This is a genomic window from Corynebacterium sp. HMSC27B11 (genome assembly GCF_001815985.1).
GTDB lineage: Bacteria > Actinomycetota > Actinomycetes > Mycobacteriales > Mycobacteriaceae > Corynebacterium.
In genome coordinates this window covers 104,755-118,672 of record NZ_KV823538.1, presented here as the reverse complement: position 1 = coordinate 118,672, position 13,918 = coordinate 104,755, and the positions used below count along the sequence as shown (strand labels likewise).

At 65.5% G+C, this 13,918-nt stretch carries 11 protein-coding genes and 1 tRNA gene; 6 read left to right on the top strand and 6 right to left on the bottom strand.

The window, feature by feature from the left end; translation table 11 throughout:
- Positions 1-48 precede the first annotated feature (48 nt).
- Positions 49-1,473 carry a dihydrolipoyl dehydrogenase gene (gene lpdA, locus HMPREF3097_RS01645; RefSeq protein WP_070760399.1) on the top strand — a complete coding sequence of 475 codons (1,425 nt, stop codon included), beginning with the start codon at positions 49-51 and terminating at the stop codon, positions 1,471-1,473.
- Between the two features lie 236 nt (positions 1,474-1,709).
- On the top strand, positions 1,710-2,831 hold the full coding sequence (locus tag HMPREF3097_RS01640; RefSeq protein WP_246821178.1) for a hypothetical protein: 1,122 nt from the start codon (positions 1,710-1,712) through the stop codon (positions 2,829-2,831).
- A 98-nt stretch (positions 2,832-2,929) separates the two neighbouring features.
- On the opposite strand, the gene ramB is transcribed toward HMPREF3097_RS01640, so the two are convergent.
- The 3 genes from ramB to HMPREF3097_RS01625 all read right to left on the bottom strand — a co-directional run bounded on the left by ramB (position 2,930) and on the right by HMPREF3097_RS01625 (position 6,292).
- Positions 2,930-4,474, bottom strand: a complete 1,545-nt coding sequence (gene ramB, locus HMPREF3097_RS01635) for an acetate metabolism transcriptional regulator RamB (protein ID WP_246817958.1) — start codon at positions 4,472-4,474, stop codon at positions 2,930-2,932.
- A gap of 105 nt (positions 4,475-4,579) precedes the next feature.
- Positions 4,580-6,034 carry an LssY C-terminal domain-containing protein gene (locus tag HMPREF3097_RS01630; RefSeq protein ID WP_070760394.1) on the bottom strand — a complete coding sequence of 485 codons (1,455 nt, stop codon included), beginning with the start codon at positions 6,032-6,034 and terminating at the stop codon, positions 4,580-4,582.
- Positions 6,035-6,221: 187 nt separating this feature from the next.
- A tRNA-Gly gene (locus HMPREF3097_RS01625) sits at positions 6,222-6,292 on the bottom strand.
- A gap of 186 nt (positions 6,293-6,478) precedes the next feature.
- Here HMPREF3097_RS01625 and dcd point away from each other — a divergent pair.
- On the top strand, positions 6,479-7,045 hold the full coding sequence (gene dcd, locus HMPREF3097_RS01620; protein WP_043951940.1) for a dCTP deaminase: 567 nt from the start codon (positions 6,479-6,481) through the stop codon (positions 7,043-7,045).
- Between the two features lie 74 nt (positions 7,046-7,119).
- The gene (locus HMPREF3097_RS01615; protein ID WP_070760392.1) at positions 7,120-8,574 is read left to right on the top strand and encodes a UDP-glucose dehydrogenase family protein; all 1,455 of its coding nucleotides are present in this window, start codon (positions 7,120-7,122) and stop codon (positions 8,572-8,574) included.
- A 32-nt stretch (positions 8,575-8,606) separates the two neighbouring features.
- Here HMPREF3097_RS01615 and HMPREF3097_RS01610 read toward each other — a convergent pair whose 3' ends face one another.
- Together HMPREF3097_RS01610 and HMPREF3097_RS01605 are read right to left on the bottom strand one after the other, a co-directional pair.
- Positions 8,607-9,851: a pyridoxal phosphate-dependent aminotransferase gene (locus HMPREF3097_RS01610; RefSeq protein ID WP_070760390.1), complete on the bottom strand. Its 1,245-nt coding sequence runs from the start codon at positions 9,849-9,851 to the stop codon at positions 8,607-8,609.
- Positions 9,852-9,896: 45 nt separating this feature from the next.
- Positions 9,897-10,793 (bottom strand): hypothetical protein, encoded by an 897-nt coding sequence (locus HMPREF3097_RS01605; protein WP_070760388.1) that lies wholly within the window; start codon positions 10,791-10,793, stop codon positions 9,897-9,899.
- Between the two features lie 174 nt (positions 10,794-10,967).
- On the opposite strand from HMPREF3097_RS01605, the gene HMPREF3097_RS01600 reads away from it, so the two are divergent.
- Together HMPREF3097_RS01600 and HMPREF3097_RS01595 are read left to right on the top strand one after the other, a co-directional pair.
- Positions 10,968-12,047, top strand: a complete 1,080-nt coding sequence (locus HMPREF3097_RS01600; RefSeq protein WP_246821177.1) for a CE1 family esterase — start codon at positions 10,968-10,970, stop codon at positions 12,045-12,047.
- A 51-nt stretch (positions 12,048-12,098) separates the two neighbouring features.
- Positions 12,099-12,710, top strand: a complete 612-nt coding sequence (locus tag HMPREF3097_RS01595) for a DNA-3-methyladenine glycosylase (RefSeq protein ID WP_070760560.1) — start codon at positions 12,099-12,101, stop codon at positions 12,708-12,710.
- 47 nt (positions 12,711-12,757) lie between these two features.
- On the opposite strand, the gene HMPREF3097_RS01590 is transcribed toward HMPREF3097_RS01595, so the two are convergent.
- Complete coding sequence (locus HMPREF3097_RS01590; RefSeq protein ID WP_141759477.1) at positions 12,758-13,768, bottom strand: hypothetical protein; 1,011 nt, start codon at positions 13,766-13,768, stop codon at positions 12,758-12,760.
- Between the last annotated feature and the right edge of the window lie 150 nt (positions 13,769-13,918).

Sequence of the window (13,918 nt, the reverse complement as noted above, 5' to 3'; positions counted from 1 at the left end):
CCAGCCTGAAGCTGGCTCTGGGCTCGATTTAAATATAAGGTGGGGGCCGTGGCTGAACATTATGACGTAGTAGTAATCGGTGCAGGCCCTGGCGGTTACGTCGCCGCAATTCGCGCGGCGCAGCTGGGCCTCAAGACCGCAGTTGTCGAGAAGCAGTACTGGGGCGGCGTGTGCCTCAACGTGGGTTGTATCCCCTCGAAGGCTCTGATCCGTAACGCAGAGCTGGCGCACACCATCACCAAGGAAGCGAAGACGTACGGAATTACCGGCGATAACATCTCCATGGACTTCGGTGCAGCGCACAAGCGTTCCCGCAAGGTCTCTTCTTCCATCGTCAAGGGTGTTCACTACCTGATGAAGAAGAACAAGATCCAGGAGATCCACGGCCGCGGCGAGTTCGTCTCCGACAAGGAGATCTCCATCGTCGAGGGGGATGACGAGGGCAAGAAGATCACCTTCGATAACGCCATCATCGCCACCGGCTCGGTCGTGAAGTCCCTGCCGGGCGTGGAGATCGGCGGCAACATCGTCTCCTACGAGGAGCAGATCCTCGACGAGAACGCCCCGAAGTCCATGGTCATCATTGGCGCCGGCGCCATCGGCATGGAGTTCGCCTACGTGCTCTCCAACTTCGGTGTGGATATCACCGTCGTCGAGTTCATGGACCGCGTCCTGCCGAACGAGGACAAGGACGTCTCCCGCGAAATCGCGAAGCAGTACAAGCGCCTCGGCGTGAACCTCAAGACCGGTCACAAGACCACCGAGGTTCGCGACCTGGGCGAGGGCAAGGGCGTCGAGGTGGACATCGAGTCCGCCGACGGCAAGAAGTCCGAGACCATCAAGGCAGACCGCGTCATGGTCTCCATCGGCTTCGCACCGCGCACCGAGGGCCTCGGCCTGGACAAGGCCGGCGTCGAGCTGGGCGAGCGCGGCGAGATCGTCATCGACGAGCGCATGCGCACCTCCGCGAAGAACATCTACGCCATCGGCGACGTCACCGCGAAGCTGCAGTTGGCCCACGTCGCTGAGGCGCAGGGCGTCGTCGCAGCAGAGACCATCGCTGGTGCGGAGACCCAGGAGCTGGGCGACTACCAGATGATGCCGCGCGCCACCTTCTGCAACCCGCAGGTCGCATCCTTCGGCTACACCGAGGAAGCAGCCCGCAAGAAGGCAGAGGAAGACGGCCGTGAAATCAAGGTCGCGACCTTCCCGTACACCGCCAACGGCAAGGCGCAGGGTCTCGGCAACGCAGTGGGCTTCGTGAAGCTCATCGCGGACGCAGAGTTCGGCGAGCTGCTCGGCGGCCACATGGTCGGCCCGGACGTCTCCGAGCTCCTGCCGGAGCTCACCCTGGCGCAGCGCTTCGACCTGACCGCGGACGAGATCTCCCGCAACGTGCACACGCACCCGACCCTGTCTGAGGCCATGAAGGAAGCCGCCCACGGTATCGGCGGCCACATGATCAACCTCTAACAGGTCCCTGGGGCGCGAACGCGCCCTAACCGGCGGGCCACAGCGCCCGCCGAGAATCTCTGCAGCGCGCCCCCGAACCGGTCATTTTCGCCGGTTCGGGGGCGCGCTTTGCCGTGCTTAGACCATTGACCGTAAAATCCACCCCACCCAGCGCAAATACCGGTGATCTGGCACAGCCCGGACGCGCTGCGGGCAGTCCACAATCCCCCCCTGAGACAAGGAAAAACGAATCACCCATGACCACCCGCATCGGCATCGTGGCAGACCCCGGTCTGCCCGAACGGCGCGCTAAAGCGCTCTTCGCCGATCTCCAAGCAGCAGCCAAGGACCACCGCACCGGGGAGCCCGCCGAACTCTACTTGCGCATCGGCTCCTTCCCGATGAGCTCCCGTGGAACCGTGGAGCTGCACGACAACACCCTCGACGTGCTCGAGAAGTACCAGTGGGACCGGCTGATCTACCTCACCGACCTGCCACTCAGCACCCGCCGGCCGGTGATCAGCCAGTGCATCCAGAACGGCAAAGCCACCATGCTCTGCCTCCCCGCCTTCGGACTGCTGCGCGCGAAGCTCGGCCTGAAGCAAGAGATGACCCGACTGGTGCAGGGCAAAATGGCCGGTGCGGGCGTGCCCGAAGAGAACATCGACGGATACGAGGACATCGCGGGCGGCGACGTCCGAGCGGATACCACCCGCGTGCTGGAGGGCCGCGGCCGCACCCTCCGCCTGCTGCTCGGCATGATCCGCTGCAACCGGCCGGTGGCCCTGCTGCGGGCGCTCTCCGGGTCCATCGCCCTGGGCGTGGCCAGTGGCGCCTTCGGCGTGTTCTTCGGTTCGATCTGGCTGATGAGCTCTCTGATGCCGATCTGGCGGCTGATCCTCATCAGCATGCTCGCGATCTGTGGGATGACCTTCTGGCTGATCTACAACAACAGCCTGTGGAACCCCCGCTCCTCGAAGTTGCACTACGACTCGGTGGGGTGGTGGCGCGCCCGGTGGGATAACTACGCCACCCTTGTCACCGTGGCGATCTCCTCGCTGCTGATGTACCTGCTCCTCATCGGGGTGCTGCTCATGCTGGCGGCAGCGATCGTGCCGGTGAAGTATTTCAGCCTGCAGATTGGCCACCCGGTTCAGCCGTGGAACTACCTGCTCTTGGCGTGGTTCGCCGCCTCGCTCGGCATGATCGCCGGTGCACTTGGCTCCGGCTTCGACTCGGAGGAGGCGATCCAGCAGGCCACCTATAACCGCCGCGAGCTGGAACGCCGCGCGCAGATCGGGCTGTTCGACCGCGAGGAGCCGGGCTTCGGCTACTACAACACCGATACCTCGCTCGACATCACGCCACCGCGCCACTAGTCACACCATTAGCGACGCCACTAGCCACGCGGCGGCGCGAGCGTTGCTCCGGCAACGTCCTGGGCACAACGACATCCGCCCCTCGCGCCCGAACACCGCTAGTACGGCGAGACCGAGGAACGGTGGGCGTCGATATCCACCTGCCGGTCGATCGGCGGGAACGCGCGCTGCGGGCAGGTCATCCTCGGGCACAGGCGGCAGCCGGAACCGATCGGGGTGGCCGCGGAGGTGTCCTCCAGGTCCAAGCCATCGGCGTACACGGTGCGCTGCGCGTGCCGCAGCTCGCAGCCCAGGCCGATAGCGAACATCTTGCCCGGATTCCCCCACGCCGAGCGGTGGTGATTCACCGTCCGGGCGACCCACAGGTAGGTGCGACCGTCGGGCATCTGGGCGATCTGCCGCATAATCTTGCCCGGGTAGCTGAAAGTCTCATAGACATTCCACAGCGGGCACGTACCGCCCGAGCCGGAGAGGTGCAGGCCCGAGGCGCTCTGCCGCTTGGACATATTCCCAGCCCGGTCCACCCGCACGAAGGTAAAAGGCACACCGCGCAGGCTGGGGCGCTGCAGGGTGGACAGGCGGTGGCAGACCGTCTCGTAGCCCACCCCGTACTCGCGCATGAGGAATTCCAGGTCATAGCGGGATTCCTCCGCGGAGGCGTGGAACTGCCCATAGGGCATCAGCAGGGCCGCAGCCCAGTAAGTGGCCAAGCCACGGGAGGCCAGCCTGCGGGAGGCATCAGAGGTGAAGTTGCCCAGCTCTACCAGGGAGCGGATGGTCGGGCCGGCCTCCAGGTAGGCCAGCTCGGTGGCCAGGCGGAACGCGATCTGCCCTGGCCGCATCATGGCGGAGACGTACAGCCGCTTCGTCTCTGGGTCGAAGCTGTGCTGCGTGTCGCCCATGTCCCGGGAGTAGGTGACCGTCACGTTGTGCTTATCCGTGAGTCGGTCGACGAGGATCGCTTCCGCGTGGCGGATCTGCGTGGCCCCGAGGTTCAGCTTTTTCGCGAGCTTCTCGGCCTGTACGTCCAGGACGTCCACGTAGTTCTGCCGGGCGTAGAAGTAGTCCCGGACCTCCTCGTGCGGCATGGAGAAGGCCTCCGGCCCGGAGGCGCGCCCGAAGAGCTCGCCACGAGGGGTAATGGACAGCACCGCAGAACCCTGCAGGCGCTCCTCGGTGGCCAGCGTGAGCTTGTCAGAGACGTTCCGGTAGCGGCTGTGCATGTCCACCATGGCGCGGGCGATCGCGGGGTGGTGGCGCACCAGCTCGGCCAATTCGGTGACGTCCACCGGAGTGGGCCAGATATCGCGATCGGCCATGACATCCTGAACCTCGGCGAGCAGGCGGAGGGAGTCCTCGTTGGCGAAGAAGGTGGCGTCCACACCGAAAGCCCTGGTGATCTTCTGCAGCACCGCCAGGGTCAGGGGGCGCTGATCGTGCTCGATCTGGTTCACGTAACTCGCGGACAGCCCCAGGGTCGTGGCGAGCTGGGCCTGCGAGATATCCCGCTCCTTGCGCAGCTGGCGCAGGCGGGAGCCCACGAAGTTCCGGTTCGTCTCGTCCGGCGTGCGGGGGCTCTGGGAAGCTCGGGCACCCTGGGTGCTCCGGACACCCCGGGAACCGGGGGACGGTGCGTCTGCCATGCTGAACCTTTCTTCGTTGCGGAGGCGTTCTGTCGCGGAGACGTTCCGGTGCGGGGCGTTCCCCGGGCGCGTTCCTGCTCGAATGTCGAGCGCGGGTGGCGCTTCCTACTCCACGGATAGCCCGCGGTTGGGGTGGCGCAGGTTGTAACTGACCACCTTGTCCTCCCGGCCGCCGCTGACCCAGCGCCTGGAGCTCTCGGAGGAGATGCTCATCACCAGCACCAGCGCAACGGCCACCATGAAGAGGTTGCTGGCCACGTGGTGCTCGGAGGTTGCGGCGGCCAAGAGGTCGCCGATGGAGATCAGCGTGATCGTGACCATCAGCAGCACACGCGCCCACCGGATGCGCATGAAGGTCAGGACCAGGAGCAGCAGTGCCGCTAGCGACCCGACGAAGTGCCCGTAGAGCACCCAGGTCTGCTTCAGCGAGCCAGTCACCCAGCCGATGTTCGCCAGCTGGGTGCCGGAGCGCCACGCGGTGAAGATCGCCACGATGGCAGTCAGTGCACCGACGATATTCATCTCGGCCGGAGGCAACTCCTTGTCCCGCTTACGGTTGGCCTCTGCCTCCTCCTTGCGCGCCTGCACGCCGTCGCGCACCTCGGGAACGTCAGCAAGCCTTTCGGCCGCGCCGGTGACGTCGACAATCGGAAGGTCACCATCCGTGACGATCTTGTCCCCGCCGCCGTTGTGGCAGATGTACGGGGAGGAGAAGTCGGGAAGGATATTCACCGTGATCTCCGGGTCGACGTACTGCAGGGTGCCGATGAGGTAGTCGCGCTCGGCGTCCGTGTCCTCGTCGATCTTGTGGGTGACTTGCCCGGTGAAGCTGGACAGCCCCACGCCCCGGTCGTAAGTCGCGCCGGCCATCCAAGCGACCTTCTCGCCGCCCGGCAGCGCCCAATCATCCGGGGTGCGCCACAGCCGCACGTGGTGGCGCTTGGACGCGCTGCCGGAGTCCTCCTGCTGATAGGCGAAGGCCTGCGAGCGCTTGAAGATCACCAGCGGGCTGACCGGGGCTGCCGGGTAGGACTTCCGGAACACGCTGGATACGGCAATCTTCCAACTGGAGCGCAGCGTGATCTTGTCCGCCTTCGTCCAACCGGCGGCGAGCAGCACCGCGTGGATATCCTCCTCCGAGCCGTGCAGCGCAATATTCACCGGATCACCGAGCAGCCCATCCGAGGTGCGGGCGCGGGCGACGAAGTAGTCCGGCACGTAGACGAAGGTGAATAGCTGGTGCATGCGCGGCAGCGAAAGGTACGCGAGCACGAGGAACCACCAGATCACCCAGATCAGGCTCTTGGTTTCCATGTTGAAGCCGTTGAGGATCATCAGCGCCAGGTACCAGGCGGTCAGGGCTAGGGTGACGATAATGAAGAAAGCGTCGATGGCGGTGTAGACGGAGAGTTTGCGCTGCCCCTTCGTCGTATCGTTTTTCGGCTGATACTCCGGGTACTCCTCCGGTACCGGGTAGGGGTTCTCCTGGTCGCTGATCCGCGTCAGCTTTTGCTCGCCTGCCTGCTCTTTTTCCTGCTGGCTGGCCTGCTGCTGCGCCATCTTTGTGGTCCTTCCTTCTGTCCCCGGGGCGCTCTTAGTTTTAGGACGTCAACCTCGCCCTGGCGCCCGGCCTGCCGGTAGGGATTCGGCAGGGTGATGGTGGATATGAGTGTAGCGGGGAGGGGTGGATTATCCGGTTCGGGATAGCGAAAACCCCGGTGCGCTTGCGCGCGCACCGGGGGAAATGAGCCGATGACGGGAATCGAACCCGCGTATTCAGCTTGGGAAGCTGACATTCTACCATTGAATTACATCGGCAAATGTGTCCTGGACACTAGCGATTAAGTATAGGGCACGCGCCGGGGAGCAGCCAAAAGGCCAGGCCGTTAGCGTCGCGTCCGTCGCTGCACGGTGGTCAATGTCGAGTGTCACGCGGTGGCCCAATCAGAGCCCCGCTCAGTGGTGTGGGGGTTCGGCGCGGGTTGCTCGGTTAGACTGGGAGACGTGCTTCTTTCAGATCGTGACCTCCGTTCAGAAATCGCCGCCGGTCAGCTCGGCATCGAGCCTTTTGATGCCTCGATGGTGCAGCCCTCCTCTGTGGATGTGCGGCTGGATAGCCTGTTCCGGGTGTTCAATAACTCCCGGTACACCCACATCGACCCGAAGCTGCCGCAGGAGGAGCTCACCACCCTCGTGGAGGTGGAAGGCGAGGAACCCTTCATCCTGCACCCGGGGGAGTTCGTGCTCGGCGCGACGCTTGAGAAGTTCACGATCCCCAATCACCTGGCCGGCCGCCTGGAGGGCAAGTCCTCGCTGGGGCGCCTGGGGCTGCTGACCCACTCCACGGCGGGCTTCATCGACCCGGGTTTCTCCGGTCACATCACCCTGGAGCTTTCCAATACCTCGAACCTGCCGATCGCCCTGTATCCGGGGATGAAGGTCGGTCAGCTGGCGATTTTCAAGCTCTCCAGCCCCGCCGAGAACCCCTATGGTTCGGGTGCGGTGGGCTCGAAGTACCAGGGCCAGCGTGGTCCGACCCCGTCGAAGGCTTATCTGAACTTCCGCAAGTAGCGGCCCCGATCCGGCGTCGCTGACGCGCTGCCCGTCACGCAACCGAATCCGTGCGTATTGTGTGGGGCATGCGGATGACTGTTGTCGGCACCGGCTACTTGGGAGCAACACACGCAGCGTGCATGGCCGAGCTCGGCCATGACGTGCTGGGGGTGGATACCGATCCAGCGAAAGTCGAAAGGCTCAACGCTGGCAAATCCCCGTTCTATGAACCGGGATTAAAGAAACTTTTGAAACGGGGGGTCAGCGCAGGAAAACTGCGCTTCACCACCGACCCGGCGGAAGCCGCCGAGTTCGCGAAGACTCACTTCCTCTGCGTCGGAACCCCGCAGCAGGCCGGCGGTGCGGGTGCTGATCTGAGCCAGATCTACGCCGTCGTCGACGCCCTGGCCCCGCTGCTGCGCGGCGATCACGTCCTTCTGGGTAAGTCCACCGTCCCCGTCGGGACCACCCCGGTGCTGCAGGAACGGATGGACCGGCTCATCCAGGGCGCGGCGGCGCAGGCAGCAGCCAAGAAAGCAGGCAGCAAGAAGGGCTCGAAGGGAAAGAAGAATCCCGCCCCGGCCGCGAGCTGCACCGTCGCGTGGAACCCCGAGTTCCTCCGGGAATCCACGGCGGTGGACGACACCCTGCACCCCGACCGCATCGTCGTCGGGGCGCGGGACGAGGACCGCGGGAAGGTCGAAAAGCTCGTCCGGGAGATCTATGCCGAACCCCTGGCCGAAGGGGCGCCACTGATGATGATGGACCCCGCCACGGTGGAGCTGGTGAAGACGAGCGCGAACTCCTTCCTCGCCACCAAGATCAGTTTCATCAATGCGGTCGCCGATCTCTGCGATGCCTCCGGCGGGGACGTCACGGCGCTCGCCGCCGCCCTGGGGGCCGACCGTCGCATCGGAAAGTCCTTCCTCCACGCTGGTCTCGGATTCGGCGGTGGTTGCCTCCCCAAGGACGTTCGTGCGTTCATGACCACCGCCGAGGAGCTCGGCGCGACCGGGGCCAGCGGCCTGCTGAGCCAGGTGGACGCGATCAACAACTCCCGTCGCGACAAGGTGGAGCACATGGCCCACGAGGTCTTCGGCGGGGACGTCACCGGCCGGAGCATCACCGTGCTGGGCGCAGCCTTTAAACCCCGCAGTGATGATGTGCGCGAGGCGCCGGGAGTGGATATCGCGATGCGGCTCTACCAGGCCGGGGCGCACGTGCGCATCTACGACCCGAAGGCGAAGAAGACTGCCCGCCTGGCGGCCCCCGAGCTGCAGCACGCCCCCACGCTGCCCGAGGCTCTGCAGGGCACGGAGCTGGTGATCGTGGCCACCGAGTGGCCGAAGTTCCGCCGGTTGAAGCCGGCCGAGGCGCTGGCCGCCGTGCAGGCCGGCCCCGCCCCCGGGGCGGGAGTAGCGCCGGGGGAGAAGAAGAAAAAGAAGGCGCCCACCGTCATCGATGGGCGCAATTGCCTGGACCAGCAGGCCTGGGAGGACGCCGGCTGGCGGGTGCTGGCGCTCGGCCGCAGCCGCACGCTCGCCTAGAGCCGCAGCGGGGCGCGGGCGGCCCCAGGGTGCTACTGGCGGTAGCTGGCCAGGAAGTTCCCCAGCCGCTCGATGGCGTTCTCGATATCGCGGGCCCACGGCAGCGTGACCATGCGGAAGTGATCCGGGGTCGGCCAGTTGAAGCCCGTGCCCTGCACCAGGTGGATCTTCTCCGCGCGGAGCAGGTCGAACATCAGCTTCTCGTCGTCGTGGATCTCGTGGACGTTCGGGTCCAGCTTCGGGAAGGCGTACAGTGCGCCCATCGGCTTCACGCAGCTCACGCCGGGGATCTCGTTGAGCTTCTCCCACGCCATGTTGCGCTGCTCCAGCAGGCGGCCACCCGGCAGCACGAGGTCGTCGATGGACTGGCGGCCGGAGATCGCCACCTGGATGGCGTGCTGGGCCGGAACATTCGGGCATAGCCGCGTCCCGGCGAGCAGCGTCAGGCCTTCCAGGAAGCCCTCCGCATGCCCCTTCGGGCCGGTGATGACCAGCCAACCGGAGCGGTAGCCAGCGACCCGGTAGGCCTTGGAGAGGCCGTTGAAGGTCAGGCACAGCAGGTCCGGGCACAGGCTCGCGATGTTGATGTGCTCGGCGTCGTCGTAAAGGATCTTGTCGTAGATCTCGTCAGCCAGGATGAGCAGGGAGTGCTCGCGGGCCACGTCCACGATCTGCTGCAGGATCTCCTTGGAGTACACCGCGCCGGTCGGGTTATTCGGGTTGATCACCACGATGGCCTTGGTGCGCTCGGTGACCTTGGAACGGATGTCCTCGATGGAGGGGTTCCAGTTGTCCTCCTCGTCGCACAGGTAGTGCACCGGCTTACCGCCGGACAGGGACGTCGACGCCGTCCACAGCGGGTAGTCCGGGGACGGGATGAGGACCTCGTCGCCGTCGTCGAGCAGGGCCTGCATCGTCATCGTGATCAGCTCGGACACACCGTTACCCAGGAAGACGTCCTCGACGTCGAACTCCGGGAAGCCCGGGATGACCTCGTAGCGGGCGACGATCGCGCGGCGGGCGGAGATGATGCCCTTGGAGGTGGAGTAACCCTGCGCGTGCGGCAGAGCGGAGATCATGTCGCGCATGATCACATCCGGGGCCTCGAAGCCGAACTCGGCGGGGTTTCCGGTGTTCAGCTTGAGGATCCGGTGGCCGTCGGCGGCCATGCGCTCGGCCTCCGCGTTGACTGGGCCGCGGATCTCGTAGAGAACGTTAGCCAGCTTCGAGGACTGGTTCAGGTGGCGCAATTGGCTGGGGCGTAGGGGCTTACTCATTCTTCAAACCTTGCCAGGGTGGCAAGCGTTTCGCCAGAATTTCGGCTAGTTCCGTCCGCCGTTTCCGGTTTCCGCGCCGCCGTTGTTCCCGCCACCGCGGTGACCGCCGCCGGTGCCGCCGTCGCCGCCCGTGAGTCGGTCGATGACGTCGCCGGGGTTAGGGATGATGCCCTCGTCCCCGCCGTTGTTGCCGGTGCCGGGGTTCGGTTTCGGCTCGGTGTTGCCGTTATTTCCCTGGGCTGGTGGCTTTGGTGTGTTCGAGGAGGGCTTGCGCTTCGAGCTTGGGGCTTTGCTCGTGGTTTCCTCGGAGGGTTCCGTGGTGGTCTCCTCCGGCTCCGGGGCGGGCTCGTAGTAACCGGGGTCGACATACCCCGGGTCCACGTAGCCACCGTTGGGTGCGCCGGCGTTCGGGTCGCGCTCGTACTTGCTGGTGGTGGTCGCCGCTGGGCGGGACGGGGTGATCGCGCCGGTGGGGGACTCGTTAGCCTCCGCGGTGGTCTTCGCCTTGCCCATGAAGAGGATCCCGAAGGCGATGGCAGCGATCACCGCCACGGTCAGGATGATTGCCATCCAGCCCCAGGTGGGGAGCTTGCCCATGGGGGACTTCATGTCCGAGGCGAGGTTTTCGCGCCAGGGGCGGTCGTCCTCATCCAGTTCCTCGGGGTTCTGGTCGGCCTCGGTGCCATCCTCGTCCGTTGCCTCGGGGGAGTCGCCTGCGTCGGGGGAGGCTGCGGTATCGGCGTTCGCGTCCTCGCGCTCGACAGTGGTGCCGTTGTTCGGGTCGGTGTCGGCATCGCCCTGCGTGCTGTCCTGCGGGGTGTTTTCCGTTGGCTCATGCGGTGCTGGGGTGGCGCCGTCGGTCGTGGCCTCGGACATCTCCGCGTCGGTTGCGGGCGTGCTTGACCGTGCGACGTCTCGCTCAGAGTTGCCGGGGGTCGTCATTAGCTCGCCTTCTTACGTGGGGGGGGCGGCGGGGGTTAGGACTGAAGTTTATGTTCTTCGATTCAGTGCCGACAATCGTGCAGGTAGGTCGCTTATCGGAGGGCTGGCGAAAAATTCCAAATGTTACTGGTGTTACTCGTGTGACTTCTTTCCTGCTTGATGTAAGATGCGAGAATGCTGAAAAACCTTAAAAATCGCCGTGGGTTCAAGCGTGCCGCCGCCGTGGCTTTCAGCGGACTGCTGGCGCTGGGCTTGGGCCTGGGGGAACTGCCCACCACACCAAAGGCTGAGGCGCAGCTGCCACCGCTGCCAGCCGTCCCACAGTCTTCCGACTTCCAGCTCCCGCAGGTTCAGCTGCCGAACCTCGGGGACATCCGCCTGCCGAACGGCCAGCGGGTGCAGGACGCCCTCCCACCGGGCTCCAGCCTGCCGGGCGCGCCAGCACCGGCGCCGAAGGGTCGCCCGAATAACGCGAAGCCAGCGCCGCGCATCGGCAATGGCAAATCCATCAACGTGTACACCAAGTCCACCGGCCGCAACCGCCGGTATATCATGCACGTCCCGACTCACTACAACCCGAGCCGCCCCACCCCGGTGATCTTCGGCTTCGACGGCTGGCGCGATAGCCCGGAGAACTTCCGCCGCTACTCCCGCCTGCACGAGACGGGTGCGGCCCGCGAGGCGATCCGCATTTACCCGGAGTCCATCAACCACGGCTGGGAAGGCGCACCGTACGCCACCGTCCGTGGCGGCGAGGACCTGCGCTTCGTCACCCAGATCATCGACGAGGTTGACCGCACCTACAACGTCGACCGTCGCCGCATCTACGCGACCGGTCACTCCAACGGTGGCGGCATGACCGCCGTCGTCGCGTGCCACCTGCCTCACGTCTTCGCGGGTGTCGCGTCCGTGGGCGGTGCCTACTACAACCCGGTGAACTCCGGCTGCAAGAACCTGCCGATCCCGATCCTCGTGATGCACGGTACCGGCGACACGATGATGCGCTACCACGGCGGCACCCGCCACGGCGGGCGCCCGTACCTGAGCGTCCCGCGCCTGATGAACAGCTACAAGGCCCGCAATGGTTGCGCACCGCAGCCAGCGATCCACAACGTCCCGGGCGGCAAGCGCCACGTCTACCGCTGCGCCCGCGCTGAGACGCAGCTGATCACCAACCCGCAGAACCACACCTGGAACCGCGTTCCGGATGCCAGCCAGGAAGTCTGGAACTTCCTGAAGCGCCAGCGCCTCTAGGTCAGCGACCGGGGGGGGCGAGCCGGAAGACGCCCGCCTAGGGTGGTGGGCATGACCTTCCGCCTCGACTTCCATCAATCTGCCGAACGCACCGCACCCCTCCTGTTGGGAGGGGTGCTTCGTTTTGGGCAAGTGGCCGTACGCCTCACCGAGGTGGAGGCCTACGTGGGGCGCAATGATCCCGCATCGCACGCCTACAACGGCCCCACGCCCCGGTGTGAAACGATGTTCGGCCCACCGCAGCGGCTCTACGTCTACGCCAGCTACGGGATCCACCGCGCCGGGAACTTGGTGTGTCACCCGGAAGGCGAGGCGGGCGGAATCCTGCTGCGCGCCGGTGAGGTGATTGCGGGCAGGGAGCTGGTGCGGCAGCGGCGCGGGGAGAAGCATGCCGAGGAGAACCTGGCCCGCGGCCCCGGAAACCTCGGCCAGGCTATGGGCTTCGACCTGCACCTCGACGGTTCGCGGGTGATCCAGGTCGACGACGCGCTGGGCGTGGCTGACCCCGAGGAGGGGGTGCTGTACCTGCAACCGCCGGCGGAGCGGGCGGAGTTTGTCGCTGGGCCGCGTATCGGGATTTCGAAGAATGTGGCCGCCCCGCTGCGCTTCTGGATCCCGGGGGATCGGACGGTCACCTCCCCGCGCGGCCGGCCGCGGCGTTAGTCCAGCGCTTTACCGCTGGGTGGGGCGCTGGGCTGCGAACAAGGTTTCTAGCAGGGGCTGGAGTAGTCCGCGACGCGCTGGAGCTTGCGGGCGTTGCCCTCGCCGCGGTTTTCGGCGGCACACACGCCAGCCAGGTCGTTGCCGTATTTGATGTAGACGGGATAGACGTACGCGCCGTCGACGCGGCCACGGAAAGCCGCGCATTGGTCGGGGTAAGTAGCCTCTGCGCCGGGATGGGCCGCGAGGCTCTTGCGGACCAATGGCTTTGGATCCTGGCCCGGGGGCACCACGACGGAATCGACGATCAGCGCGTAGCTACCGTCGCAGGGCGGGTACGGCAGCCAGTCACCGCCCGGCGGGAGGTCGTCCGAGGGCAGCGCGCTGTTGTGCTGGGAGCCGGAGGCGGAATCGTCGCTGGAAGATGACGGAGTGTCATCGCACAGCAGGTGTCCCTGATACATCTTGTTCACCAGCCGCGGCGGCACCTTGTCCTCAACCAGGGTGTCGCGCTCGTAGCACGGGCTGAGGGCTCCGCTAGAGTGGCGGCCATGGTTTTCGTAGGTGCGCCAGGCATCGCCCGTCCAATAGAACAGCTTGGTGTGGTCGGTGCCGGTGTCACCAACGAGGGCCCATGTGCCATCGCAAAAGGAGCTGGTCGGGCGGCGCATTCCGGATCCAGAGATTGCTTCATCGCAGGAGCCCTTGCTCGGGGTGGTGTCCTCTGGGGTGCTGGTCGGTGACTCCGATGTTTCGGTGGTGGGCGTTGCGGTGGCCTCCGTCGACGCAGTGGAGGACGGTGCTTCCTGTGCCGTCGAAGTTTCCTCCGATGAGCTGCGTTGCTTGAGGTACCAGCCACCCCCGCCGACGACCGCGAGGGCGAGGAGCACGATGAGAGTAATGATGACCGGCTTCTTCGAGGAACCTTGTGGTGTTTCAGGGCCGTCGGATCCGCCGGGCGTCGGGGGCGGGTTGTTACCCCAAGAGCTGGTGCCTTGATTGGGGGACGGGCTCGGTTGCTTCCATGGGTTTTCTTCGGCCCAGGGGTTGGAAGGTTCCAATGGTGCTCCTCCATATAGTCATGTGATTACCCGCGGATCACATGTTTCAGGCTTCCTGCTTGCGCCGTAGATATTACATTTTCCGACACTGTGGAGATGGCGAAATGGGAGTTTCGCACCGGGTGTATCCGGCTAGGTCAACCCGAGGAT

Coding starts and splice junctions, on each gene's coding strand:
- HMPREF3097_RS01615 (WP_070760392.1), top strand. CDS start 7,120: ATGACTGTTGTCGGCACCGGCTACTTGGGAGCAACACACGCAGCGTGC.
- HMPREF3097_RS01605 (WP_070760388.1), bottom strand. CDS start 10,793: ATGACGACCCCCGGCAACTCTGAGCGAGACGTCGCACGGTCAAGCACG.
- HMPREF3097_RS01610 (WP_070760390.1), bottom strand. CDS start 9,851: ATGAGTAAGCCCCTACGCCCCAGCCAATTGCGCCACCTGAACCAGTCC.
- ramB (WP_246817958.1), bottom strand. CDS start 4,474: ATGGCAGACGCACCGTCCCCCGGTTCCCGGGGTGTCCGGAGCACCCAG.
- HMPREF3097_RS01630 (WP_070760394.1), bottom strand. CDS start 6,034: ATGGCGCAGCAGCAGGCCAGCCAGCAGGAAAAAGAGCAGGCAGGCGAG.
- HMPREF3097_RS01595 (WP_070760560.1), top strand. CDS start 12,099: ATGACCTTCCGCCTCGACTTCCATCAATCTGCCGAACGCACCGCACCC.
- HMPREF3097_RS01640 (WP_246821178.1), top strand. CDS start 1,710: ATGACCACCCGCATCGGCATCGTGGCAGACCCCGGTCTGCCCGAACGG.
- HMPREF3097_RS01600 (WP_246821177.1), top strand. CDS start 10,968: ATGCTGAAAAACCTTAAAAATCGCCGTGGGTTCAAGCGTGCCGCCGCC.